At 70.0% G+C, this 24,966-nt stretch carries 21 protein-coding genes and 1 pseudogene; 15 read left to right on the top strand and 7 right to left on the bottom strand.

The annotated features are described in order from the left end of the window. Positions 1-445: 445 nt before the first annotated feature. From ACFQE0_RS10130 to ACFQE0_RS10115, 4 genes are all read right to left on the bottom strand, one after another. On the bottom strand, positions 446-721 hold the full coding sequence (locus tag ACFQE0_RS10130; protein WP_116655360.1) for a hypothetical protein: 276 nt from the start codon (positions 719-721) through the stop codon (positions 446-448). Then, positions 712-867: a hypothetical protein gene (locus tag ACFQE0_RS10125; protein ID WP_160534126.1), complete on the bottom strand. Its 156-nt coding sequence runs from the start codon at positions 865-867 to the stop codon at positions 712-714. The genes ACFQE0_RS10130 and ACFQE0_RS10125 overlap by 10 nt, the downstream gene beginning before the upstream one ends. A gap of 304 nt (positions 868-1,171) precedes the next feature. After that, the gene (locus ACFQE0_RS10120; protein WP_246730680.1) at positions 1,172-2,611 is read right to left on the bottom strand and encodes a HAMP domain-containing sensor histidine kinase; all 1,440 of its coding nucleotides are present in this window, start codon (positions 2,609-2,611) and stop codon (positions 1,172-1,174) included. Then, a complete protein-coding gene (locus ACFQE0_RS10115; RefSeq protein ID WP_116655361.1) occupies positions 2,604-3,281 on the bottom strand; it encodes a response regulator transcription factor in 678 nt (225 codons plus the stop codon). The genes ACFQE0_RS10120 and ACFQE0_RS10115 overlap by 8 nt, the downstream gene beginning before the upstream one ends. Positions 3,282-3,558: 277 nt before the next feature. Between ACFQE0_RS10115 and ACFQE0_RS10110 the strand changes: the two genes are divergently transcribed. The 4 genes from ACFQE0_RS10110 (at position 3,559) to ACFQE0_RS10095 (ending at position 8,927) form a co-directional block, all read left to right on the top strand. Continuing rightward, positions 3,559-4,821, top strand: a complete 1,263-nt coding sequence (locus ACFQE0_RS10110) for an efflux RND transporter periplasmic adaptor subunit (RefSeq protein ID WP_116655362.1) — start codon at positions 3,559-3,561, stop codon at positions 4,819-4,821. A 4-nt stretch (positions 4,822-4,825) separates the two neighbouring features. Then, entirely contained in the window at positions 4,826-7,963 is a 3,138-nt protein-coding gene (locus ACFQE0_RS10105) for an efflux RND transporter permease subunit (RefSeq protein WP_116655363.1), read from the top strand. A 112-nt stretch (positions 7,964-8,075) separates the two neighbouring features. Further along, positions 8,076-8,291 (top strand): hypothetical protein, encoded by a 216-nt coding sequence (locus ACFQE0_RS10100; protein WP_059408131.1) that lies wholly within the window; start codon positions 8,076-8,078, stop codon positions 8,289-8,291. 189 nt (positions 8,292-8,480) lie between these two features. After that, the gene (locus ACFQE0_RS10095) at positions 8,481-8,927 is read left to right on the top strand and encodes a Ros/MucR family transcriptional regulator (protein ID WP_378969291.1); all 447 of its coding nucleotides are present in this window, start codon (positions 8,481-8,483) and stop codon (positions 8,925-8,927) included. A gap of 124 nt (positions 8,928-9,051) precedes the next feature. On the opposite strand, the gene ACFQE0_RS10090 is transcribed toward ACFQE0_RS10095, so the two are convergent. Beyond that, on the bottom strand, positions 9,052-9,249 hold the full coding sequence (locus tag ACFQE0_RS10090; RefSeq protein WP_378969289.1) for a hypothetical protein: 198 nt from the start codon (positions 9,247-9,249) through the stop codon (positions 9,052-9,054). On the opposite strand from ACFQE0_RS10090, the pseudogene ACFQE0_RS10085 reads away from it, so the two are divergent. The 11 genes and pseudogenes from ACFQE0_RS10085 (at position 9,248) to ACFQE0_RS10035 (ending at position 22,131) form a co-directional block, all read left to right on the top strand. Continuing rightward, positions 9,248-9,908 (top strand): annotated as a pseudogene (locus ACFQE0_RS10085) (response regulator transcription factor). The gene ACFQE0_RS10090 and the pseudogene ACFQE0_RS10085 sit on opposite strands and share 2 nt — an antisense overlap. After that, entirely contained in the window at positions 9,905-11,206 is a 1,302-nt protein-coding gene (locus ACFQE0_RS10080; protein WP_116655365.1) for a sensor histidine kinase, read from the top strand. The pseudogene ACFQE0_RS10085 and the gene ACFQE0_RS10080 overlap by 4 nt, the downstream one beginning before the upstream one ends. Before the next feature lie 92 nt (positions 11,207-11,298). Beyond that, the gene (locus tag ACFQE0_RS10075; protein ID WP_378969287.1) at positions 11,299-12,075 is read left to right on the top strand and encodes a COG4705 family protein; all 777 of its coding nucleotides are present in this window, start codon (positions 11,299-11,301) and stop codon (positions 12,073-12,075) included. A gap of 68 nt (positions 12,076-12,143) precedes the next feature. Continuing rightward, the gene (locus tag ACFQE0_RS10070; RefSeq protein ID WP_378969285.1) at positions 12,144-12,551 is read left to right on the top strand and encodes a histidine kinase; all 408 of its coding nucleotides are present in this window, start codon (positions 12,144-12,146) and stop codon (positions 12,549-12,551) included. Positions 12,552-12,580: 29 nt separating this feature from the next. Further along, positions 12,581-13,363 (top strand): COG4705 family protein, encoded by a 783-nt coding sequence (locus tag ACFQE0_RS10065; protein ID WP_246730639.1) that lies wholly within the window; start codon positions 12,581-12,583, stop codon positions 13,361-13,363. 29 nt (positions 13,364-13,392) lie between these two features. Then, positions 13,393-14,172: a COG4705 family protein gene (locus ACFQE0_RS10060; protein WP_116655368.1), complete on the top strand. Its 780-nt coding sequence runs from the start codon at positions 13,393-13,395 to the stop codon at positions 14,170-14,172. Positions 14,173-14,453: 281 nt separating this feature from the next. Continuing rightward, positions 14,454-16,079, top strand: a complete 1,626-nt coding sequence (locus ACFQE0_RS10055; protein WP_378969282.1) for an anti-phage dCTP deaminase — start codon at positions 14,454-14,456, stop codon at positions 16,077-16,079. Positions 16,080-16,207: 128 nt separating this feature from the next. After that, on the top strand, positions 16,208-16,618 hold the full coding sequence (locus ACFQE0_RS10050) for a hypothetical protein (protein ID WP_116655370.1): 411 nt from the start codon (positions 16,208-16,210) through the stop codon (positions 16,616-16,618). Positions 16,619-17,147: 529 nt separating this feature from the next. Continuing rightward, positions 17,148-18,353, top strand: coding sequence for an RNA-guided endonuclease InsQ/TnpB family protein (locus tag ACFQE0_RS10045; RefSeq protein ID WP_116655371.1), 1,206 nt, complete (start codon positions 17,148-17,150; stop codon positions 18,351-18,353). Between the two features lie 137 nt (positions 18,354-18,490). Then, positions 18,491-20,794, top strand: coding sequence for an argonaute/piwi family protein (locus ACFQE0_RS10040; protein WP_210254052.1), 2,304 nt, complete (start codon positions 18,491-18,493; stop codon positions 20,792-20,794). Further along, a complete protein-coding gene (locus ACFQE0_RS10035; protein ID WP_116655373.1) occupies positions 20,782-22,131 on the top strand; it encodes a PD-(D/E)XK nuclease domain-containing protein in 1,350 nt (449 codons plus the stop codon). Before ACFQE0_RS10040 ends, ACFQE0_RS10035 begins: the two co-directional genes overlap by 13 nt. Here ACFQE0_RS10035 and ACFQE0_RS10030 read toward each other — a convergent pair. Continuing rightward, positions 22,128-22,298, bottom strand: coding sequence for a hypothetical protein (locus ACFQE0_RS10030; RefSeq protein WP_378969278.1), 171 nt, complete (start codon positions 22,296-22,298; stop codon positions 22,128-22,130). The genes ACFQE0_RS10035 and ACFQE0_RS10030 overlap by 4 nt on opposite strands. Positions 22,299-22,379: 81 nt before the next feature. Continuing rightward, on the bottom strand, positions 22,380-24,824 hold the full coding sequence (gene gyrB / locus ACFQE0_RS10025; RefSeq protein ID WP_378969276.1) for a DNA topoisomerase (ATP-hydrolyzing) subunit B: 2,445 nt from the start codon (positions 24,822-24,824) through the stop codon (positions 22,380-22,382). Positions 24,825-24,966: the final 142 nt, after the last annotated feature.

Genomic DNA, 24,966 nt, shown 5'->3' with positions numbered 1-24,966 from the left:
CATACGCGCCGCCGGCGGCCAGGGCCCGGGCGACGTCGGCGGAGTTCGACGTCGTCGGCTGGCTGACGGCCTCGGCGGAGGATGGGTTCGGATCCCTTGGGACCGGATTCGGGCCGGCCCTCCCGCGGCGGACGCTTCCCGCTATCGCGGCTCCTGATCGACCGGCAGCTCTCCGGCGGGGGCGTCAGGTCCGACGAGAGACGTGGGACGCTTCCTGCCTCCGATACGTGCCGAAGCGCGACCGCATCGGCAGGAGCACGCCAACGGTCGCGGGAGCCGCTTCGTCGCCGCCCCGGTCATTCGCCTCGCGCCCCATGAGCCATCGACCGCGCAACGGGGACGTGCCCGGTCCGAAAAGCGTTCCTACGGCCTTCCCCCTCGCGGCGTTATCGACTTGGCGATGGTGAGCACGCCCTTCAGGCCACTGCCGAAGCGGGTGATGGTGTCACGGCGGCGCCGTAGCGCGCCCCGTAGGAGCGATAGGGAAAGCCAGCTCGGCGACCCGGGAGAACGCGGGCCGCGCGGACCGCGCACGGACATCGTCCTCTCGGTCGTCGGGGGCGACCAGTGAGGAGTTGCGGGCGACGGCCTCCTCGACGCCGAGCGCCAGGTCGAGCATGCGCACGATGCCGGAGTAGATGCCGGTCGCATGCTCGATCTCGACGGCCGCCGCCACGTCGCGGCTCGCCTTGTCGAGGCGGATCACGGCGGTCAGCCGCACCGTCTCGGTCGAGCCTTTGGTGGCCGCAGGCGATCCGGCAGGCAGCCGTGCGACAGCTTGCCCGGCGCATCGGAGCGGTCGCCGTCGTTCGAGGCGATCCAGACGTCGTAGCCGAGCGCGAGCCCCAGGTGGCGCGGCTTCCGCACGGAGGCGGTCGAGATCCTCGCGCCGGCGGGACAAGGCTCCGTCCGCACCGCGGTCCGGCAGCGAACGCCGCGCCGATCCGAGGTCGAACGGGAATGCGGTTAGGGCCCGAACCCGCTCGACAGCAGCGCCCTACGGGTGCCGTTCAGACCCACGATGCCGCGCCGCATCGCCAGGTACCCCTCCTGCCGCGATCCAGGTTTTTCCGTCTCGCCGTCGCGATCCTGGCCGCGCTCGGAGCCGCTGGCATCGCCATGCAACAGGACGCCGTCGCAGGTGCAGGTTCTGTCCGTCGCGGAGACAGGGTTATCTCGCGTGTTCGCCGATGACCCGAACAGCGGTTTTGCCGCCCGCCCCCGCATCGCGCGGCCCTTCCTGTCCTCTCGGCTTTCCCAGAGGCCATAGGACCGCGAAGCGGGCGCCGCCCTCGGGCGAATCCCGCACTTCCACCGTGAACCCGTGCAGCTTTGCGATCGCGGCGACGAGGCCGAGCCCGAGTCCGTTGCCCGGCGTCTGGCGAGCGCGTTCCGCCCGATAGAAACGCTGGAACACGTGGTCGCGCTCAGCCGGAGAGATGCCGGGCCCGGTGTCCTCGACGAGGATGACGACGCCCTTCACCTCTCGCGCCAAGCCGATCCGGACACGGCCGCCGGGCGGTGCGAACTTCACGGCGTTGTCGACAAGGTTCGACACGGCCTCGAAGAGAAGGTCGCGGTCACCGTCGACCGGCGGGATTCCCGCTTCCACGGCGACATCGAGGGAAACGGCCTTGTCCTCGGCGACCGGCGCGTAGAACTCCGCCGTCTCGCGGACGACCGCGGCGAGGTCGACCGGCGCGAAGCCCGCGCAGCGCCGACCGTGCTCGATCTCGCCGATGCGCAGTACGGCCGTCACCATCGCGAGCGTCTGGTCGATCCAGGCAAGCCCCTGGTCCACCGCCTCGCGGAACTCCGCGACGCTGCTGGCCTGTTCACGGGTTCGCTCCAGCCGCGCCCGCAGCCTGGTCAGCGGCGTCCGTAGGTCGTGCGCGACCGCGTCGCCGACGCTGCTGACCTCGCCCAGCAGGCGCTCGATCTCGTCGAGCATCCGGTTGACGTTGCCGGCCAGCCGGTCGAACTCGTCGTTCCCGCCGCCGACCGGCAGACGCTTGCGCAGGTCCCCGCGCATCACCTGGGCCACCGCGGCCTCCGTCGCCGCCAGGCGCCGTCGCGCCCGGCCCGCGAGCAGCAATCCCCCGAGCCCCGAGAGCGCGAGCGTCGGCATCAGGCCGAGGCCGAGCGCGCGCAGGGTGGTGGCTTGCACCCGGTCGATCTCGTCGGTGTCGTGTGCGATGACCACCGTCCTTCCGTCAGGAAGCGAGAGCGCGGCCGCCCAGATCTCGTCGCGCAGCGCGCGGCCCGCGATGTCGAGGTCGGCGCTGACGCGGTGGGCGTCCCCGTCGCGCGCCAAGCCATCCGGTACGGCGTCGAGATTGCCGGAGCGACGTTTGCCGTCGGGTCCGAAAAGGCCGCCGAAATGCGTGGCGTGCAGGTCCATGGCAATCCAGGTCTCCGCGCGCATCGCGGTCGCGGCCGGATCCGCCGCTGCCGCCCGGACCTCCAGCCGGAGCGTCTCGGCCAGTTCCTCCCGCAGATAGGCGGCCGTCTGCCAGTAGACGAAGGAGAACGTCGCCAACACGAGCAGGACGGACCAGATCGCGATGCCCAGCGCCCAACGGAAGGTTGTGGAGCGCAGCAGGTCAGTCATCGGGCGCGAGCGTGAAGCCGATGCCGCGCACGTTGTGGATGAGGGGCGGCTCGCCGACCGCCTCCAACTTGCGGCGCAGGCGCCCGACATGGACGTCGATGAGGTTCGACTTCGGCGTGAACCGGTAGTTCCAGACCTCCTCGAACAACAGCGTCCGGGTCACGACCTGACCCGGACGGCGCATCAGGTATTCAAGGAGTTTGAGCTCGCGCGGCAGAAGGCCGAGGTCGCGGGCCCCGCGCCGGCCCGTGCCGCCGATCAGGTCGATCTCCAGGCTGCCGACCCGCAGGATCGTCTCGCGGGCGTCGACGGGACGGCGCAGGAGCGCCTCGATGCGCGCCGCGAGCTCCGCGAGCACGAAGGGTTTGGCAAGGTAGTCGTCGCCACCCGCCCGCAGACCGCGGATGCGCTCGTCGACGTCGCCGAGCGTGCTGAGCACCAGGGCCGGCGTCCGGTTCCCTGCGCGCCTCAGGTCCTGCAGCACGCTGAGCCCGTCGAGCCCCGGCAGCATGCGGTCGAGGATGATCGCGTCCCAGGCCTCGTCGCGCGCGTAGGCCGCGCCCTCCGGTCCGGTCGAAGCCCAGCCGACGACGTGGCCGCGCCCGCCTAGGTCGCCACGCACCTCGCGTGCCGTCTCGGCATCGTCCTCGATCAGCAGAAGTCTCGCCACGTGCTTCAGCCTGCCTGAAACGCCCTTTCGGCCATCATACGATCCATTGTCGCAACGAGCCGCCGCCGTCTCGGCGAAACGTGAGACTGAACGCGAATTTAGTGGCGACGGGCAGCATTCAACGTAGGTGTTGGAACGGCTCTAATCTAGCGGGACGAATGCGGGCGTGCTCTTGACCGTCGAGACAGTTTCGCGCCTCGCCGGCGACGGTGACCCCGTCTCCGAGCCGTTCGACGCGAGGGCCCGGGCCAAGCCGGACCCCTCCACACGGGGTCCGATGGGAAAGCCGTCGGCCCGAGGCTGGGTTCTGCTGGTCGCGGCGGTGGCGCTCGCCTCCGTGGGCTGGTGGCAACGCGGGGTCACGGAAGCCTATCTCAGACCTGCGCTCACCTGGCTCGGCGTCGAAGCCCCTTCCCCCGGTCAGGCCACGCGGGCGGAGCAGGCCGACGCGCCTCGACAGGCGGATTCAGACCTCGTGGTACTCGACGCGGCCGGGCAGAAGCGCCTGGGCCTGGCGTTCGGGCAAGCGCAGGTCCGCAGGATCGTCCTTCCGGTCCGGTCACCTGGCACGGTCAGCTTCGACGAGCGGCGCGTCACCCATCTCAAGCCGCGGACGCAAGGGCGCGTCCTCAGTCTCGCGGTCCAGCCGGGCGATCCCGTGCGCGCCGGGCAGACGCTCGCGACCCTCGACGCGGCCGGCGTGCTCGACGCCCGCAACGGCCTCGCCGAAGCGAAGGCGAGCCTCGTCGAGGCGCAAGCGACGGAGAAGGTCGCCGCGACGAACCTGAAGCGCGGCCAGGACCTCCTCAAGGTCTCGGGCGTCGCCCAGGCCGACGTCGACCGGCGCCAGGTCGACCTCGCCAAGGCGCACGCGTCCACGCTCTCCGCGCAGGCCAAGGTCGAGCTCTACACCGCGCAGTACGAGCGCCTCGCGCCCGAGCCCGGCGCGCCTGTCGGCACCAGCGCCATCGTCTCGCCCATCGACGGCGTCGTCACGACCGCGAACATCACGCTCGGCGAGGTCGTCGATAGCAACCGCGACGCGTTCACGGTGGCCGATCCCTCTCGCATCCTCGTCCTTGCCAACCTCTACGGGCGCGACATCGGCAGGGTGAGAGCGGGTGACCCGGCCGAGGTCCGGGCGCCGGTGCCGGACCACCCCGCCTTCGAGGGCCGCGTGCGCTCCGTCAACGCCGCGCTCGATCCCGCCAGCAACACCGCCCCGGCGCGCATCGAGATCGCCAACCCGGGGGGATTACTCCGCGCCAACATGTTCGTCCGGGTCGAGATCGCCGCCGACCTCGGACGGGAGGGCGTGACGGTCCCGGCCGCCGCCGTGCAGCAAACCGAGAGCGGCCCCATCGCCTTCGTGCGCACGGCGGAGGACCGCTTCGAGAGGCGCGTGCTGCAGCTCGGGGTGCAGCGTTCCGACTGGGTCGAGGTCACGAAAGGCGTCGCGGCCGGCGAGACGGTGGTGACCGATGGCAGCTTCGGCCTCAAGGCCGTCCTGCTTCGCGCCCTGCTCGGCTCGACGGATTGACCCGGTGAAGGCCTGGTTCGCCCTCCTGATCCGCCGACGGTGGCTCGTCCTCGCCGTCGCGCTCGCAGGGACCGCCGGGGGCATAGTCAACCTCGAAGGGCTATCCATCGACGCGGTGCCGGACATCTCGCCCAAGCAGGTGATGATCCTGACGCTCTCGCCCGGCCTCAGCCCGCAGGAGGTGGAGCGCCTCGTCAGCTTCCCCGTGGAGAACGCGATGGCGGGCGCGCCGGGCCTCTCGGGCATCCGCTCGATCTCCCGCTTCGGGGTCTCGGCGGTCTACGTCACCTTCGAGGACGGCATGGCCGTCACGGAGGCGCGGGCCCAGGTCTTCCAGCGCCTGCCCCAGGCCAGGGCGATGATGCCGGCCGGCGTCGGCGAGCCGCAGATGGGGCCGATGGCGACCGGGCTTGGCGAGATCTACCAGTTCGAGCTGCGCGGGCCGGCCTATTCGCCGATGGAGCTCAAGCGCATCCTTCAATGGACCATCGCACCGCGGCTGAAGCTGACGCCCGGCATCGCGGACGTGAACATTTACGGCGGGGAATTGCCGACCTACGAGGCGCGCGTCTCGGCCGAGGCGCTGCACCGCTACGGCGTGACCCTCGGCCAGGTCTACGCGGCGCTCGCCGAGAACAACATGGCGCGCGGGGGCGCCTATATCGAGCACAACGACCAGCAGGAGGTGATCCGCGGCCTCGGCCTCGCCAAGGGTCCCGCGGACATCGCCAACATCGTGGTGGCCACGAACGCGGGCGGCCTGCCCGTCACCGTCGGCACCCTGGGCGAGGTGGTGGAGGCGCCCAAGGTCCGCCTCGGCGCGGTGAGCCGCGACGCGGCCGGGGAGACCGTCGTCGGCATCGCCATGATGCAGCAGGGCGAGAACGCGAGCGCAGTCGTGGAGCGGGTCAAGGCCGCCATCACGGACCTGCGCCCGCAATTGCCGCCCGGCATCGAGATCCTGCCCTATTACGACCGCTCGGCCCTGGTGGAACGCACGATCCACACGGTCGAGCACAACCTGCTGGAGGGAGCGGCGCTCGTCGTCGTCGTGCTGCTCCTCCTGCTCGGCAACCTGCGCGCCGGCCTCGTCGTCGCGGTCGCGATCCCGCTCTCCATGCTGATGGCGTTCGCGGGCATGCGGCTCATCGGCCTGTCCGGCAACCTGATGAGCCTGGGCGCCATCGATTTCGGCCTGATCGTCGACGGCGCCGTGGTCATGGTCGAGAACGTGCTGCGCGCCCGCGGCGGGCAGCCCGGGCGACCGGCCCTCGACGTCATCCGCGACGCCACCGCCGAGGTCGCCAAGCCCATCCTGTTCGCGGTGGCGATCATCATCCTGGTCTATCTGCCGGTGCTGGCGCTCGAAGGGGTGGCGGGCAAGATGTTTCGGCCAATGGCCTTGACCGTCATCCTGGCGCTCGCCGGGTCGCTGGTCCTGACCATGACCCTGATGCCCGCGCTCGCGGCCCTCGCGCTCGCGGGCCGGGGCGTCGGCGAGCGCGAGACGCGCCTCGTCCACGGGGTTCGGGCGCTCTACACGCCGGTGCTGCGGCTCGCCCAGCGCCGGGCCGGTGCCACGGTGCTCGTCACCATCGCCCTGTTCGCGGGCAGTTGCCTCGTCGCCACCCGGCTCGGGGGCGAATTCCTGCCCAAGCTCTCGGAGGGGTCGGTGGTCGTCACCTCGGAGAAGCTGCCCGGGATCAACCTCGACGCCTCGCTCAAGGCCGTCCATCGGATCGAGACGGTGCTGACATCCTTCCCCGAGGTGAAGCGCGTCGTCTCGCTCACCGGCAGCGCCGAGATCCCCACCGACCCGATGGGCGTCGAATCGACCGACAGCTTCATCACCCTCACCGACCCCGCCACCTGGACGACCGCCGACACGCAGGACGGTCTCGTCGCGGCCTTCGACCGGCGGCTCAAGGAGGAGGTGCCGGGCGTCGCCTACAGCTTCTCGCAGCCGATCCAGATGCGCATGGACGACCTGCTGGAGGGCGTGCGCGGCGACGTGGCGATCAGCCTCTACGGCGACGACCTCGCCGTGCTGAAGGAGAAGGCCGACGCGATCGTGCGCGCCGTCTCGGGCGTGGCGGGCGCGGCCGACGTGAAGGCCGAGGCACAGGCCGGGATGCCGGCCCTGTCGATCCAGGTCGACCGTGCGGCGGCCGCCCGCTACGGGATCAACGTCAGCGACATCCTCGACACCGTCGAGGCGATCGGCGGGCGTCCGGCCGGCCTGGTCTATCGCGACGACAACGCCATCACCGACATCGTGGTGCGGCTCGCTGCCGCCGACCGCGGCGACCTTGAGCGCATCCGCGCGCTGCCGGTCGGACGCAGCGGCAAGGCCCTCGTCCCGCTCTCCCTCGTGGCGTCGGTCGACGTCGCCACCGGTCCGGCCCAGATCAGCCGCGAGCGCCTGCAGCGGCGCATCTCGGTCCAGGCCAACGTGCGCGGGCGCGACGTGCAGAGCTTCGTGGCCGAGGCGCAGGCGACGGTAAAGGCCCAGGTCAGCCTGCCGCCGCGCTACGCCCTGCGGTGGAGCGGGCAATTCCAGAACCTGCAGGAGGCGACGAGCCGGCTTTCCGTGGTGGTCCCGGCCGCGATGGCGGCGATCCTGGTGCTGCTCGTGGTGATGTTCGGCGACATCCGGCTCGCCGGGCTGATCTTCCTCAACGTGCCGGTGGCGGCCACCGGCGGCATCCTGGCGCTGTACCTGCGCGGGCTGCCTTTCTCGGTCTCGGCCGCCATCGGCTTCATCGCCACCTTCGGCATCGCCGTGCTGAACGGCGTCGTGCTGACGAGCTACATCAGGGACCTGGAGCGCTCGCGCCTCGACGCTGTCCAGGCGGCGACAGAGGCCGCGGAGATGCGGCTGCGCCCGGTGTTGACGACCGCCCTCGTCGCGACGTTGGGCTTCCTGCCGATGGCGCTCTCGACCAGCGCCGGCGCCGAGGTGCAACGTCCGCTCGCCACCGTGGTGATCGGCGGCCTGATCACGGCGACGCTCCTCACGCTCGTCGTGCTGCCGGCCGTCTACCCCTACGTCTCCGGGCTGCGGCTGCCGTTCGGAGGCGGCGATCCGCACCGTGACGTCCGTCCCCCAAACGCCAAGCGCCGGGTCGGGTCCGATGCCTAGGAGGGCGGCATCGTACCCACTCGCCCTGACCGTGGTCGCCGTCTGTGGCGCCGCTGCACCTGCAGCCGTCGCTGCTCCCTTCGCGTGCTCGGACTTCTTACGGATGCATGGATTGCTCCGGCGTGCCGCGGCGATCTGCGGCTACTCCGCCTACAACCCCGCCATCGTCGAGCGTGCGAGGAGTTGCTTCGAGGCGGTCGGGTCCCGGGAGGGCGCCCGCCAGATGTACGCCGGCGCGTCGGAGTACGACCGGATGGCGGCCGTGCGCAATCGGGACGCGCTCTGCCTCAGCCTGGCCAGCAAGTTCCCGATGGTGGTGCGCCCGTGAGGAAAGCGTCCGAGGCCTCCGGGAGGTGGCTCCGAGGGGTGCAGCTCGCCACAGCTGCCTGGTCTACGCTATCTCAGTCGAAGATGGGGCGGCATCGAACTATGAGGTCGACGCAGGCCTATACACCGGAGTGGCGCAAGATAAGATCTTTATCGTTTATAGTTCGCCCAACTCATACTCAAGATAGAAATGCAGACTGACAATTTTTTAACCGATGAGGATTCGGGATATGCCAAACTTTCAGCCCCAGAGACCGAAATTCGCGCGAATCTCACCATCAGCATAGTTTGCGCCTATGTGCGAAACAATGCCGCCGCACCACGCGAGTTGCCTAACCTGATCGCGTCCGTCCACTCGGCCTTGACGGGCTTGTCGGAACCCGCCGCCGCGGCGTGCGAACGGCCGCCGAGACGCTCGCCGGCGGAGGTGAGAAGTTCGATCACGCCCGACGCGCTCGTCAGCTTCATCAACGGCAAGGCCTACGCGCTCCTCAAGCGGCATTTGGCTAGCCATGGATTGCCCCCCAGCGCGTACCGGGAACGCTACGGCTTGCCCGACGACTACCCGATGGTGGCACCCCGGTATTCGAAACGTCGGTCGACCTTGGCAAGGGCGACCATGTTGGGTCATAGGTGACACAACACGGGAAACCCTTCTCCGCCGCATTCTCGACGCCGGCCTCTCCGACGGTGCGAATCCGGGTCGGGCCATGCCGCCCGCCCTGACCGGTGACGGCACGGGGCGAAAGGCGTGTCGGCGGTCACGGAAGTCCGGTGCGCCCGCGCACCGCGACCCCGGGCAAGCCCACAATGGTCGTCCGTCGAGCGGTCTTGCCGTCGCGGCTGCCGGGCTGCAGGCTGGGCCGGTCCGTGGCGCGGATCCGTCCCTGTCGCGGCTCGCCGAGCGGGGGCGGGCTGCGCCGTGCCGCGGAGGCCCCGAGCCGAACGAAGCGACCCATGCGCGTGCTGCTGATCGAGGACGACCGCATGATCGGCGAAGGGCTGTCGCACGGCCTTGCCGCCGAAGGCTACTCCGTCGATTGGGTGCGCGACGGACCCACGGCCGAAACGGCGCTGCGGGTCGGCGGCCATGCCCTGGTCCTGCTGGACCTCGGCCTGCCCGGCGCCGACGGACTGCAGGTTCTCGAGCTCCGCGCGGACGGCGGGCAACGACACGTCGGTGCTCATCATCACGGCGCGGGACGGACTCGACAGCCGCGTCGCGGGCCTCGACCTCGGTGCCGACGACTACATGGTCAAGCCCTTCGAGATGCGCGAGCTGCTCGCCCGGATGCGGGCCATCCTGCGGCGCCGGGCCGGGCGGGCGAGCGCCCGGCTCTTGGCCGCCGAGACCGAACTCGACACGGAGAGCCATGTGCTGTCCCACGCCGGGACCGTCGCGGTTCTGTCGGCGCGCGAATACGCCCTCATGCACGCGCTCATGGAGCGACCGGGGCGCATCCTCTCGCGGGCGCAGATCGAGGAACGCATCTACGGGTGGGGCGAGGAGGTCGAGAGCAACGCGGTGGACGCCTTGATCCTCACGGTCCGCCGCAAGGTCGGAAAGGGCGCGATCCTCAACGTCCGCGGCGCGGGCTGGATGGTGCCCAAGCCATGAGGGCCGCCTCCGTGCGCCGCACGGCACTCGGCTGGATGACCGCCCTGCTGGCCGGCATCGGCCTGGCCGCGATGGTCGCGGCCTATGCCCTCGCGCGGATCGAGGCGGCCGATTTCCTCGACGGGCAGCTGCGGCAGGTCGCCCTCAACGCCGGTCCCGGGCTCCCGGACGCGAATGCGGACGCGCCGCCCGCCGCCGACCAGGACCCGGAGGACCAACTCGCCGTCACCATCTGGAAGGACGGGCAGGTCCTGCGCGGCGACCGCGGTGCCGACGTCCGCCGCCCCGGGCGCACGGGATACGCGAACGCCGTCATGGGCGGCGAGCTCTGGCGTACCTACACGACCGTCAACGGCACCATGACCGTCAGGGTGGCCCAGCGTGACGTGGTGAGGGCCGAGTTCGCACGCAATGCGGCGCTCGGCGCCGTGGCCCCCCTGCTGCTCCTCGTCCCGCTGTCGTGGATCGTGGTCGGCTGGGCGATGGACCGGGCGCTCGGGCGGCTCGACGGCTTGGTGCATGACCTCGCCGGGCGCGGGGCCACCGCCCAGGGTCCCCTGCCGACGCGCGGCGTGCCGACGGAGGTGGCGCCCCTCGTCGAGGCCATGAACGGGCTCATCCTGCGCCTGCAGGCCGCTCTCGCCGCCCAGAGACGGTTCGTCGCCGACGCCGCGCACGAACTGCGTACGCCGCTTGCCGCGATGCAGATCCAGCTCGACGCCCTCGGCGTGCCTGCCGGTGGCGGGGGCGACGCGCGGCGAATGGCTCTCGCGGGCGGCCTCCGGCGGGCGAACCGGCTGGTGGATCAACTGCTCCGTCTCGCCCGGCTCGACGACGGTGCCGAGGCCCGTCCCGCATCCGTCGACCTCGGCCAGCTCCTGCTCGACTGCGTCGCCGACCACGTCGTGCTCGCCCAGCGCAAGGACATCGACCTGGGCGTGCACATCGAGACGCCCGCGACGCTTCACGCGTCGGAGGACGAGGTCCGCGTCCTGTTCGCCAACCTGGTCGACAACGCCCTGCGCTACACGCCGTCGGGAGGGCAGGTCGACGTCCGTCTGCTGAACCGGGACGGTGCGTGCGTCGTCACGGTTCGGGACACCGGCTGCGGGCTGCCGCCGGGAAGCGAGGGCCGCCTGTTCGACCGCTTCTTCCGGGCCGCGCCACCGGAAGTCGAAGGCACGGGGCTCGGGCTCGCCATCGCCCGCCGCATCGCGGAGCGCAACGACCTCGGCCTGACGGTCGAAAACCGACGGGACGGACGGGGGACCCTCGCAACGGTCAGACTGCCGGCCTGAGGCCGAGCCCGCGGCTCCGCCGGACGAAGCTCATTCTGCCCTCATTCTGGCTCGCTATCACCGTGACCGACCATGACGGACGGGAGACGGGGATGAGCGAGATCCAGCGCCAGGTCTTGAACAAGGTACCGGAGGTCACCGCGGCCTTCTGGGTCATCAAGATACTCTCCACGACCGTCGGCGAGACCGGCGCGGACTACCTCGCGGTGAACGTCGGCCTGGGTGCCGCCGTCACCGCCACCCTCACGGCCGGCCTCCTCGCGGCCGTCCTCGCCCTGCAGGTGCGCGAGCGGCGCTACGTGCCCTGGACCTATTGGTCGACCGTCGTCCTCGTCAGCGTGGTCGGCACGCAGGTCACCGACATCCTGACCGACAAGCTCGGCGTGAGCCTCTTCGTCAGCACCGGCGTGTTCGCGGCCGCCCTCGCCGCCGTGTTCGCCCTCTGGTACGCGACCGAGCGGACGCTCTCGATCCACGCCATCGTGACCCGGCGCCGCGAGGCGTTCTACTGGCTCGCCATCCTCCTGACCTTCGCGCTCGGCACGGCCGCGGGCGACCCGGCCACGGAGGCGCTGGGGCTCGGCTTCAATCTCGGCGTCGTCATCTTCGGCACGATCCTGGCCGCCCTCGCCCTCGCCTGGCGCCTCGGCGCGAACCCGGTGACGACCTTCTGGCTCGCCTACATCGTCACGCGCCCCCTCGGCGCATCGCTGGGCGATCTGCTGTCGCAGGCACGGGAATACGGCGGCCTCGGCTTCGGCACGGCCTCCACCAGCCTCGCCTTCTTCGCCGTCATCGTCGCCCTGGTGACGTCCCTGAGCCTCGTCTCCGGACGCCCTGGCGAGCCGGCCGGACAGCGGCGGGCCTGACCGCCCGCCGCCTCCCGCATCCCCATCCTCCAGTCCTTCCAACGCCGCACGACACGGAGCGAACGACCATGCGAAACATCCTCCTCGCCGCCATCGCCGCGACGGTCATCGGTGCCACGGCCGCCCCCCTGGGCCTGCTGGCGATGCAGGACGCCGCGGTCGGAGCGACGCCCACGGCGATGGCGGCCTCGAAGCTCGGCGACCTCTCCAAGTTCCGGGCCATCGTCGTCGACGTGAAGGCGCTGGCCGACCGGGGCGACCTCGCCGCCGCCAAGACGCGCATCAAGGACCTGGAATTGTCCTGGGACGCGTCCGAGGCCGGCCTGAAGCCGCGAGCCGCCGCCGACTGGCACGTCGTGGACAAGGCCATCGACCGCGCCCTCGACGCGCTGCGGGCGTCGAACCCCGATCCCGCCGCCTGCCGTCGCGCGGTCGACGACCTGCTCGCCATCATCGACCAGACCCACACCGGCTGAGCCGGCCCTCGCTCTCCCACGGCAGCCCGATGCAACCGACCGAGCGACCCGGACAGGTCGAACCCGCCAAGGTGCCAGAAGCCACCGCCGGGTTCTGGGCCATCAAGATCGTAGCCACGACCCTGGGCGAGGTCGGCGGCAACGCCGTCACGTTGACGCTCGGCCTCGGCTATCTCGCCGGCACGGCGATCTTCGGGGCCGCCCTGGCGGTGCTGCTGGCCGCACAGGTCCGGGCGGACCGCTTCCATCCGATCCTGTACTGGGCCGTGGTCACGGCGACGACGCTCGCAGGCACGACCCTCGCCGACTTCTGCGACAGGTCCCTCGGCATCGGCTACGCGGGCGGGTCCCTGGTGCTGCTCGGATCGGTCGTCGCGACCCTGATCCTGTGGAAGCGCACGCTCGGCACGGTCGCCGTGGAGACGGTGCGGTCCCCGCGGGCCGAAGGTTTCTACTGGGCAACGGTCATGTTCTCCCAGACGCTCGGCACCGCGTTGGGCGACTGGATGGCCGACAGCAGCGGGCTCGGGTACATCGGGAGCGCGCTCCTCATCCTCGTCGCACTGGCCGTGGTCACGGCCCTCCATCTGCGAACGCGCGTTTCCAGGCCGATGCTGTTCTGGACGGCGTTCGTCCTGACGCGGCCGCTCGGCGCCACCCTCGCCAACTCGCTCGACAAGCCGGTCGCTTCCGGCGGCCTGGGCATCGACGACATCACGATCTCCGGCGTGCTGGCGCTCGTCCTGGCCGGGTTCGTCCTCCTCATCCCGCAGCGTGCCGACCGCCGGGCGGCCTGCGCCGACGCGCCGTGAGGTTTCCCCTCGAAGAAGGAGCAGGTCCCATGGACGACCGTTACGAACGCGCCCTGAGCAAGGTCCCCGAGGTCACGCTGGGCTTCTGGATCATCAAGATCCTGGCCACGACGCTCGGGGAGACCGGCGGCGACACCGTCACAATGACCCTTAATTGGGGCTACCTCGCCGGCACCGCCCTGTTCGCCGTGCTGCTGGTCGCGCTCGTGGTCGCCCAGGTCATGTCGAAGCGGTTCCACCCGGTCCTGTACTGGTCCACGATCGTCGCCTCGACCACCTTCGGCACGACGATGGCGGACTTCGCCGACCGCTCGCTCGGCATCGGATACACCGGCGGGTCGACCCTGCTCCTCGCCTGCCTCGCGGCCGTGCTCGGGCTCTGGTACGCGACCGAGGGCACCGTGTCGGTGGACACGGTCTCGACCCCGCGGGTCGAGGCGTTCTATTGGGGAGCGATCACCTTCTCGCAGACGTTGGGCACCGCGCTCGGCGACTGGCTCGCGGACACGGGCGGCCTCGGCTACGAGGGTGGCGCCCTCGTCTTCGCGGCGGCGCTCGCGGTCGTCATCGCCCTGTACTATCGGACCTCCGTCTCACGGGTCACGCTCTTCTGGGCGGCGTTCATCCTGACCCGCCCGCTCGGGGCCACGGTGGGCGATTTCCTCGACAAGCCGGTCGCCAACGGCGGGCTGAACCTGAGCCGGCCGCTCGCTTCCGTCGTGATCGCGGCCTTCATCGTCGCGCTCATCGTCCTGGTCCCGCAAAGGGCCGGTCGGCATCCGGCAGAGGGAGCACAGGCGTCGCGGTGACCCGGACGTTCCCGTGCGGGCGCCGAACGGCCACGGGTCGCTCCGCCCGCCGGCGCGCCCGTGAGGCCGATTCCGCGCAGCGCATCCGCGATCCCGCGCGGACCGGCCGTCCGGGGAAGCGGAACATGCTCCAAACCGGCTGGGCGGTGGGAGACGACCCTGGATAGCCACTTCACAGGCCTGTGCCGCCGTGGCATCTCCGCGGCGTTCCAGCTTTGCTGCCGTGACCACGGCATTCCAAGAGTCGACCCCCAATGGCCGATGCAGCGACGACCGGACGTTTGCCGACCGCGGCCGGCCCGCGCCCTGGCGAGACGAGCCAGAGCCTGCTCCGGAACTTCCGCGCGAACGAGCTTTTCATCGCGGTCGTCGGACCGGGCGGTTCCGGGGCGGGCCGGGCAGCCCAGATCGTCAAGGAGTTCCTCGAAACGCAGTCGGTCGAGGACGGCGGATACGAGGTCCGCATCGTCAAGGCGAGCGCGGAGATCAAGGCCTGGGCCCGGAACAACGGGCGCGACCTCGGCCCGGCCGGCGGTCGCAAGACGCTCGCCGGCGTCGTGCACATGCAGGACCTCGGCGACGCGATGCGGCTGGCTTTCGACGACAATGCGGCAGTCGCCCGCGCCGTCATCGCGCGCATCCGCGCCCTCCGCGCGGAGGCGAGCGGCAGGCCGGAGGGCGAGATCGACGGGAAGCCGCGTGCCTACATCATCGACTCCCTGCGCCATCCTGCGGAGGCGCACCTCCTCCGCCGGATCTACCAAGACGCCTTCACGCTCGTCGGCGTCGTGTGCGACGACGATGCCCGCCACGGCCGGCTGACCCGGGAGCTGTTCGACTTCAACGACCGGGGCCGCCAGGAGACGCGCCGGGCCGTCACGGCCTTCATGGATCGCGACGGCGACGCGCCGGAGAGGCACGGCCAGCACGTCGTCGACACCTTCCACGAGGCGGATTTCTTCGTCGACAATTCGAAGGATGCCGGCGACGACCCGAAGAACACCGGGATGAACGAGCCGCTGCGGCGCCTGGTGCGGATCCTCACGGCGTCGGACGTCATCAGACCGAACGTCGCCGAGACGGCGATGCATCAAGCCCATTCGGCCCAACTGAGGAGCGCGTGCCTGTCGCGACAGGTCGGGGCGGCGCTCGTGGACGCGAAGGGGAACATCGTCGCGACCGGCACCAACGACGTGCCGAGGGCGGGCGGAGGGCTTTACGGGACCGATCTCGACGGGGAAGCCCCCGACCATCGCTGCGCGTTCCGGCCGGACAAGTTCTGCAGCAGCAACCGCGAGCAGAACGAGATCATCGGCGAGCTCATCGACAAATACCCCGCCTTGGCCGAGGGAAGGGAGAAAGGACAGGCGGTGGCCGAGCTTCGGCGCACGAAGATCGGTGGCCTGATCGAGTTCAGCCGGGCGGTCCACGCGGAGATGGACGCGATCCTGACCGCCGCCCGGACCGGCACCTCGCCGAGGGGATGCCGGCTCTATGTCAGCACGTTCCCCTGCCATTACTGCGCCCGCCACATCGTCGCCGCCGGGATCGACGAGGTGCAGTACATCGAGCCCTATCCGAAAAGCCGGGCGATCGGCCTCCATTGCGACGCCATCACGACGGGTGTGGATGGGTGGGAACCGCCCTCAAGCGTACAGGGTTCGGGAACTGTCGGCTCCGCACGGCCCGGTGTCCCGGCCGCCCGGGCCAACGCCAAGGTCCTGTTCCACCCGTTCGTCGGGGTCGCACCGAGGATGTATGCCCGCGCTTTCCTGAAGGACCGAGACTACAAGGACAAGCTGACCGGGGATTACCGGGTCGGCGAACCGGTTTGGGGTGGTCACTCGGAAGTGCTGCGGGTACATTATCTGGATCTCGAATCGGGCCTGGGAGCGCTGCAAGCGTGAGCAAACCACTCCTCCGCCTCGTCGAGACAACACCCTGGGAAACCGAGGGTTTTACAGGGTCTTCGGCGCCGGTTCGACAGCTCTCGCTCTTCGATCATCGTCCCGTTCGCCGCGTCTCGTGCCTGCCCATGGCCGACGTCCACGGCGTGACGTTCACGCGCGCGGTCTCCATGAGCCGGCACGCGCTGGTGGTCGACGCCCGACTCTACCCGTACTTCGATCTTCCCGGGCTGAGCAGGCCGTCCGTCTTCCGCCTGTTCGAAGATCTGTCGTGCCGTTACCTGCACGCGCCGATCGACCTGCGTCCACCCAGGGACCAGTCGGCCCGGTGGCAGCGGCGGCAATCCGTGCGGGAGGCGATGGCGCGTGTCGTCGGACAGGACGGCGTTCCGGGTCGGTCGTCGACTATCGTGTTGGTCAACCGCATCCCCGAGGTCGATGTCCTCGACGAGACCCTGCGCGGCGTGTTCGGCGACGGGGAACATGTCTGGAAGGTTCAGCCTCACGACGCGCTCGTCCTCACCGGAAACGGCGGATGACCTGACCGAGGAGCCCGAAGCGCGCCGGACGGAGCGTCGGGGCGTTTCCGGCCGGCGTGCCCGAAACGCCGGATCGAGCCCCCGAGGCTGGCGCCGCCGTTGGCGCGGGGATGGCCTTCCCATCCCGGGGCGGGATGGGACCATGACTCCACGCGATGCCGGAGCCGTTACCCTATCGGGCGACTTTCGACGTCCCCGTGTCGATGACGGCCGGGAGCCGGGCCGGAACTTGCTCTCACCTGCGCGCACGGCGGGTACGGAACCGGGCGTTGCGGTCGGGGCCCGTGGGCCAGGATGTTCCGACCGACCGACGACGCGGTCGCCGCCCCAGGTATTCGGCCCGGGCGCATCCGAGTTGCGCCCGGGCCGAAGGGCATTCCGTCGAAGCGCTCGCGCGACGTGCCGAAGGTCGACGTACGGGGGCTTTCGGCTTTGATCGCTCCAAGGTTTTTAAGGTTCTTCGTCGTTTGGGGTTGATGAGCGTCCGTTTTGGCCTTGACGTGTTCCGCATCTGTTCTAGCTTTGCCGTGTGATCCTGACGTACCGCCAGAAGCTTCGGCCGACCGCGCCCCAGCACCGTCTGCTCGACGAGCGGCTGGAGCGGCAGCGCCTCCTGTACAACGCCGCGCTCCAGGAGCGGCGCGACGCTTGGCGTCTGGCGCGCAAGCCGATCACCCGCATCGATCAGCAGAAGAGCCTCACCGTCATCCGTGCCGACGATCCCGACGGCCACTGCGCCGATCCAGTGAATATGGGCCGGTGGACGCTGAAGCGCGTCGAGGACGCGTTTACCGGCTTCTTCGGCCGGGTGAAGAAGGGCGGCAAGGCCGGCTTCCCGCGGTTCAAGCCGCTGTCGCGCTGGCGCAGCTTCGGCCTGCTGGAGGCCACCGGGCTGCGCCACGAAGGCGACCGCATCCGGCTGAAGGGTATGGACCGGCCGATCCGGCTCAACCACGACCGACCGCTGCCGGGCGACGCCAAGATCCTGGGCGTGACGTTCACGAAGGTCGGGCGGCACTGGTACGCCGGCTTCACCGTCGAGACCTCAGAGGTCGTCGCGACCACGCCGCCTGCCGGCGAGGCGCTGCTGACGCTGTCCACCGGCGAGCGAATCCCGAACATCCGGCCAGCGTCCAGGCGCGAGCGCGAGATCCGGGTGTCGCGCTGGGCGCTCGCCCGGTGCAAGAAGGGCTCGGCCCGCCGGCGCAAGGTCAAGGCGCGGCTCGGCCGACAGCTCCGGCGCGTGGCGAACGCCCGCGACACGCACCTGCACCGGGTCTCGGCGCAGCTGACGCGCGAGCACAGCCTGATCGTGCTGGAGGATCTGCGCATCGCCAACCTGACCGGCTCGGCCGCGGGCACGGTGGACGAGCCGGGTACGAACGTGGCGCAGAAGCGGGGGTTGAACCGGTCCATCCTGGACGCGGGCTGGGGGAAGTTGGTGGGGCTCGTCCGCTACAAGGCCGTGAGAGCCGGTGGTAAGCTGATCCTCGTCGACGCGCGGAACTCGTCCGCGGAGTGCCGGGATTGCGGGGCGGTGGCAGCTAAGCCGCTATCGCTGCGCCGGCACGTGTGCCCGTGCGGGGCGGACGAGCACCGAGACGTGAACGCGGCCGGGGTGATCCTCGGTCGAGGTCTTGCGGCGCTCGCCGCGAGCGAAGGGGGTCAGCCCCTCGGGGACGCCAACGTGGGCCGTCAGGCCGTGCGTCGTCCCGGGACGCTCCTCGCCGCCTAAGGGCGGCGCTGGAGAACGTCACGAGGGGCCATCAACCCCAAATGACGAATGACCGTTTTTAACAGCATAGGGTGTGGACGGCCGCGCCTCGGGACGGTTACGCCTCGTCTGGAGGCGGCTACCGCGTATAGTGCGGCATGGCTTTCCGTCCCGGCGAAAGGGTCCGCCCGCAACTCGCCTTGAACGCGATCCGCGTCCTGACGCCTCCGGGTTCGATCCCGGCTTCGGTGGTCCCGTTCGACCGTGCGCTGCTCCACGCCTACCTCGACCGGCCGGAGAACGACGTGTTCGCGACCCGGCACGACGGGACGGACATGGCGGTCGTGCCCCTCATCGCCGGGGCGAACCTCCCGACTGACAGGATGGAACTGCCCGCGGCCGAGCACCTTCGGCTCGTGTCGGCGTTGACCCGCGAGGCGGTCTTCCGGCTGCTCGCGGCCTCCCCGGAGGCCGGCCTCCTGATCCGCAGGAGGCCGCCGACCGTCGCCGGAAAGCGGGAGAACGTCCTCGCCGAGGACGTCGGCCTGCCCGGTTGGCTGAGGAAGCGGCTGGTCCTGGAGTTCGACACGCGCATCCTGCGGCCGCCCCGGGGCGACGCCTACGTCGTCCTGACCTGCGCCAAGCGGCTGCGCACGATCATCGACGCGTCGTGCCGGACGCTCCTCGAACTCGGCGTGCCGCTGACCGGCGCCGCGGTCTCGTCCTGGCGCGAGGATCCCGACCCGAAGGTGTCGCGGCGGCTCGCCTACGCGGGCCGCGTCGTCGAGGTCGGGCGGGACACGCTGACCCTGGACGATCACGGCGCCGGCCCCTCCGTCGTGTCGAGTGGGGAGGTCTTCCTCGAACCCACGCGCGCCAACTTCAACAAGGTGGTCGAGGTCATCACGCAGGGGCAGTCCGAGCGGGCGCTCAAGGCGGTCCAGAGAGCCGAGGCGGAGTGGCATGGCGGCGCGCGGACCATGGAGATCGTGCACGGGGTGCTGACCCAGCTCGGGAACCGGGCGATGGACCTGGCCGACGGCGTCCCGCTCCGTCTAGGAGGGCTGCTCGACCAAGCCGTCGACGCAGCCTCCTTCCCGCCCGCGGAGGCCGTGTGGAGACCGAAGCTGTCGTTCGACCCGGTCCGTTCGTCCGAGACCTCGAACGGCTGGAAGCAGCAGAGCCTGGACCGCATCGGACCGTTCGACCGGCAGACGTTCGAGCCGAAGAGGCCGCGCATCGCGGTCCTTCACCAGGCCGGACGCCGCGACGAGGTCGCCGCTGCGATGCAAGATTTCCTGCACGGCAGGCCCGACATCGCGAGCGAAACGGGCCTCGTCCCCCACGGCGGCGGGCTGCTCGGCCGGTTCAGGCTGGACGAGCCCGAGATCCGTTATTTCGAGGCCGCAGGTCGCAGCGGTCCGGCCTATGCCGACGCCGCACGGACCGCCCTCAGGGATGCGGCGGCGCGCGACGAGCCGTGGGACCTCGCGATGGTGCAGGTGGAGCGGGCCCTGCAGGAGCGGCCGCACGCCGATAGCCCGTACTGGATGAGCAAGGCGACCTTCCTCAAGCGGGACGTGCCGGTCCAGGCGCTCTCGACCGAGATGCTGGGCCTCGACGCGTTCGGGTACGCGAACGCGCTGGCCAACATGAGCCTGGCGACCTACGCCAAGCTCGGCGGCGCTCCCTGGCTGCTCGTCGCGCGTTCGCCGACCGATCATGAACTGGTCGTCGGGCTGGGGTCGCACACTGTCAAGGAGGGTCGCCGCGGCCCCGGCGAGCGGTTCGTCGGCATCGCGACGGTCTTCTCCAGCCAGGGCCACTATCTCCTCGACGCCCGGACGGGGGCGGTTCCGTTCGAGGCCTTCCCTGCCGCGTTGAGCGACAGCATCGTCGACGCCATCGGGCGCATCGGCCGGGAGGAGGCGTGGCGTCCCGGCGATGCGGTGAGGCTCGTCTTCCACGCGTTCACGCAGCTCAGCCGGGAGACGGTGCAGGCCGTCGAGACGGCGGTCGCGGGGATCGGGGCGACGAACGTGAGCTTCGCGTTCCTGCACGTCGTCGAGGATCATCCGTTCACGCTGTTCGACCGCGCCTGGCCCGACGGCAAGGGCGCCTTCGCGCCGGAGCGGGGGCAGGCGGTGCGATTGAGCGAGCGGGAGTGGCTCCTCTCGCTGACAGGACGCAAGGAGGTGAAGTCGGCCTCGCAAGGCCTGCCCGGTCCGGTGCTCCTCCGCCTCCACGACAGCTCGACCTATCGGGACATGGCGGTCCTCGTGCGTCAGGCGTCGGATTTCGCGTTCCATTCCTGGCGCACGTTCGGGCCGTCCGGCCTGCCCATCCCGCTCGTCTACGCCGACGAGATCGCCAAGCAGCTGTCGGGCCTGGAGCGGACGCCGGGCTGGGACGCGGATGCCGCCGAGGGCGGTCGCGTGATGAGGAAGCCGTGGTTCCTCTGAGCGACGGGCCCGGCGTCGCCGACATCCGGGCCGGCCTAGCGGCCGCCTCCCGTGAAGGGGACGCGTCCCCCCTCGTCCAGGCCTTTCGGGCCTGGGTCCTCGGGGCCGCGGGTCCGATGGGGGATCTCGCCGCCGCTGCCGCGGTGGCCCTCGGGTCGCCGGGTGGTCGCTCCGCCGGGCACGTGGCGATCCTCGGCTACGGCGCGACCGACCCGGGACTTGCCGAGGCGTTCTCCGGTACGTTCCGCGAAGGCGTCGCGTGGCTCGGGGCGCGGAGCTGGTTCAGGCCGCATCTGCCACCGACCCTTGAGGCCGACGGCCTGTCCGCCCTCGGCCTCGCGCTGGGCGTGAACCGCCTGCTCCACCGCCGCGATGCCGCGTGGCTCGGCGCGCTGGTGGTGCGCGGCGCCACGGCCGCGGGGCTTTCGGATCTCAACCGTTCCCTGATGGTCGCGGCGGCACACATCCTCGAAGCGCCCGCCCGGCGCGACCTCGCGACGATGCTGCCGGAGGCACGGGTCGCGCTCGCCGATCTCGGCATCGTCCCGGCCGACGCGGAATGCCGACGGCCCGCTTGGCGTAACGTGTTGCGCTTCGAGCCCGCCATGGGCGACCCGGCGCGGGCGGCGCTAACCCTCCGGGCCTTCGAAGCCCTGTGCGAGACCAACATGCCGGCCCGCCTCGGGCGTCTCGAACCAGGGGACGTCCTGCGGGTGCTGCAGGGCGTGGAGCGGTCGTTGCGGCTCTGGACCTGGGAGGAGCGACCGCGCACGCCCAGGTCAGCGCTGGTCCGTTGGGATATCGAGAACGAGTACCACGTCCAGAACCTGCTCTGGACGACCTTGGCACCGCTCTTCCCCGACCTCAACGCGGAGGAGTACACGCCGCCGGTCGGGCACAAGAACCCTCGGATGGACCTGACCGTACCGAGCCTGGGCCTGGTCATCGAGGTGAAGTTCGTCCGGGCGGGCGTATCGTTCGCCAAGATCGTCGAGGAGATCGCGGCCGACGCGGCGCTCTACCGCGTGGACCCGAAATGGCGCGTGCTGATCCCGTTCGTATGGGACGACTCGTTCCGCACGGAGGAGCACCCGAAGCTGATCGAGGGCCTCCGTAAGCTTGAGATGGTCCACGACGCGGTGGTGATCCCGCGCCCCGGCAAAATGGAGAGGGATGCCGGAGACCGCATTCGTCCCGGGCGGACCGGAACCCGTCGCGCTTCGAAGGCGGGAGCACCCGGGATCGATGACATCGCACAATGCCCGGATTCCGAAGCATCCGAGTCCACGCCCCGGCGGGTCAACCGGAACGTCGGGGTCTTAAAGTCCCGGACCTAGGCGATCCATACCCCGAAGGCCTCGGTGGCCACGGCGCTCAGCGGGTAACCGCCTTCGAAGCGTTGGATGTCGGTCTCCCAAAGCACCAACGAAAGGTCGACGTTGACAGCGAAGAGCATCTCTGAATCAATGCTCTCCCAGCTTGTGCCGACCGGCGGATATGCCACCGGGGTCAGGCTTCTCAGTAAATCGGTCCAAATAAATCGCTTCCCGGGACATGTTTTACTGAGAAATTACAGATGCTCACTTCACACGTCGAGGTTCGAGACGGTGAGCGCGTTCTCCTGGATGAACTCCCGGCGGGGTTCGACCACATCGCCCATCAGCTTGACGAAGAGATCGCCCGCATCGGTGGCGTCCTTCACCTTGACCTGGAGCAGCGAGCGCACGTCGCGGTCCAGCGTCGTCTCCCAGAGCTGCTGGGCGGTCATCTCGCCGAGGCCCTTGTAGCGCTGCAATTGCAGGCCCTTGCGGCCGAAGGCCATCACCGCCTCGAACAGGCCGACCGGCCCGTGGAGCACCGTCTCGTCCGTCTTGCGCACGAGAGTCACGGCCTCGCCGTAGATCTCGCGGAACGCATCGGCGCGCTCCGCGAGGCGGCGGGCCTCCTGTGAGGTGACGAGCCCGGCGTCGAGCGTCGCCACCTGTTTCACGCCGCGCAGCGTCCGGCTGAGGCGATAGCCGCCTTCGGCGGTCTCGCCCTGCCAGCCGCGCTCGATCTCGTCGGCGATGTTGTCGAGGCGCTTGGCGGTCATGTCCGCCAGAACCTCGGCCTCACCGGGCCTGTTGTCGAGGTCGGGCTCGAAGGCGCCCGCAAGCACGGCCTGCTCCACCACCGAGCGGTCGTAGCGGGTGTGCAACCCCTGGAGGATGCCGCGGAAGGCACGCGCTTCGTCCACCAGCGCCCGCAACTGCGGCCCGGCGAATTCGGCGCCTGTGGAGAGACGCAACACAGCGCCCTCGACGCCCTGCTCGATCAGGTAATCTTCGAGCGCCCGCTCGTCCTTCAGGTAGATCGCCCGGCGTCCGCGCTCGGCCTTATAGAGAGGCGGCTGCGCGATATAGAGATGCCCGCGGTCGATCAGCTCCGGCATCTGCCGGAAGAAGAAGGTCAGCAGCAGGGTGCGGATGTGAGAGCCGTCCACATCGGCATCGGTCATGATGATGATGCGGTGGTAGCGCAGCTTATCCGGGTTGAAGCCCTCGCGGTCGGTCGAGGACCGGCCGATCCCGGCGCCGAGGGCCGTGATCAGCGTGCCGATCTCGGCCGAGGACAGCATGCGGTCGGCGCGGACGCGCTCGACGTTGAGGATCTTGCCGCGCAGCGGAAGAACGGCCTGGAAGGCGCGGTCCCGCCCCTGCTTGGCCGAACCGCCGGCCGAGTCGCCCTCGACCAGTAGGATCTCGCATTTGGTCGGGTCACGCTCCTGACAATCGGCGAGCTTGCCGGGCAGCGAAGCGATGTCGAGCGCACCCTTGCGGGTCACGGTTTCGCGCGCCTTGCGCGCCGCCTCGCGGGCCGAGGCCGCGAGCACGACCTTGCTCATCACCACGCGGGCCTGCTGTGGGTTCTCTTCGAGCCAGGTCGAGAGCCCCTCGTTCAGCACGTTCTCCACTGCTGGGCGGACTTCGGACGAGACGAGCTTGTCCTTGGTCTGCGACGAGAATTTCGGGTCCGGCACCTGCACGGAGATGACGGCGGTCAGCCCCTCGCGGCAATCCTCGCCGGTGAGAGAGACCTTTTCGCGCTTCGACACGCCGGAGCTATCGGCATAGCCGGTGATCTGACGGGTCAGGGCGGCGCGGAAACCCGCCATATGCGTGCCGCCATCCCGCTGCGGGATGTTGTTGGTGAAGGGCAGGACGGTCTCGTTGAACGAGTCGTTCCACCAGAAGGCGCATTCGACCCGGATCCCGTCCCGGTCCGCGCGGACGACGACCGGATTCGTCATGCCGTCGATCGGCTTCTTCGACCGGTCGAGGTAGCGCACGAAGGCCTCGATGCCGCCGTCGTAGTAAAGCTCCTCGCGCTTCTTCTCCGCGTGGCGGGCATCCGTCAGCACGATCCGCACGCCTGAATTGAGGAAGGCCAGCTCGCGCAGGCGCTTCTCCAGCGTCGGATAATCGAACTCGATCATCGTGAAGGTTTCGGTCGAGGGCAGGAAGGTCACTTCCGTGCCGCGCTTACCCTCGCCGGGGCCCACCACCTTCAGCGGCGCTACGGCGTCGCCGTGGCGGAACTCCATCGAATGCTCTTGGTCGTTGCGCCAGATGCGGAGTCGCAGCCATTGCGAGAGGGCGTTCACCACCGAGACGCCGACGCCATGCAGGCCGCCGGAGACCTTGTACGAGTTCTGGTCGAACTTACCGCCCGCGTGCAGCTGGGTCATGATGACCTCGGCCGCCGAGACGCCCTCCTCCTTGTGGATGTCCACCGGGATGCCGCGGCCGTTGTCGGTGACGGTGACCGAGCCGTCGGCGTTCAGCGTGACGGTCACGAGGTCTGCATGGCCCGCCAGCGCCTCATCGATGGCGTTGTCGACCACCTCGTAGACCATGTGGTGGAGGCCGGATCCGTCGTCGGTATCACCAATGTACATGCCGGGGCGCTTGCGGACCGCGTCGAGCCCCTTGAGTACACGGATTGATTCAGCGCCGTACTCGGCGGGCTGGGTCTCGGGTGTATCGGCCATGAACTTCCTCGGGCAGGCGGCGGACATCTCGCGCTGTGCGTGTACGCGGCGGAGGCGCCAGCCTGCTCATGCTTCCTGTTCGCCCAATATAGGGGTTTTGTGCTGCCGATGCACGCACTTATGGCCGGACATCGCCCGGCCA

Source organism: Methylobacterium komagatae, from assembly GCF_042661665.1.
GTDB classification, from domain to species: Bacteria; Pseudomonadota; Alphaproteobacteria; order Rhizobiales; family Beijerinckiaceae; genus Methylobacterium; species Methylobacterium komagatae.
The sequence above is the reverse complement of the archived record's forward strand: the minus strand, read 5'-3'. Positions and strand labels throughout refer to the sequence as shown.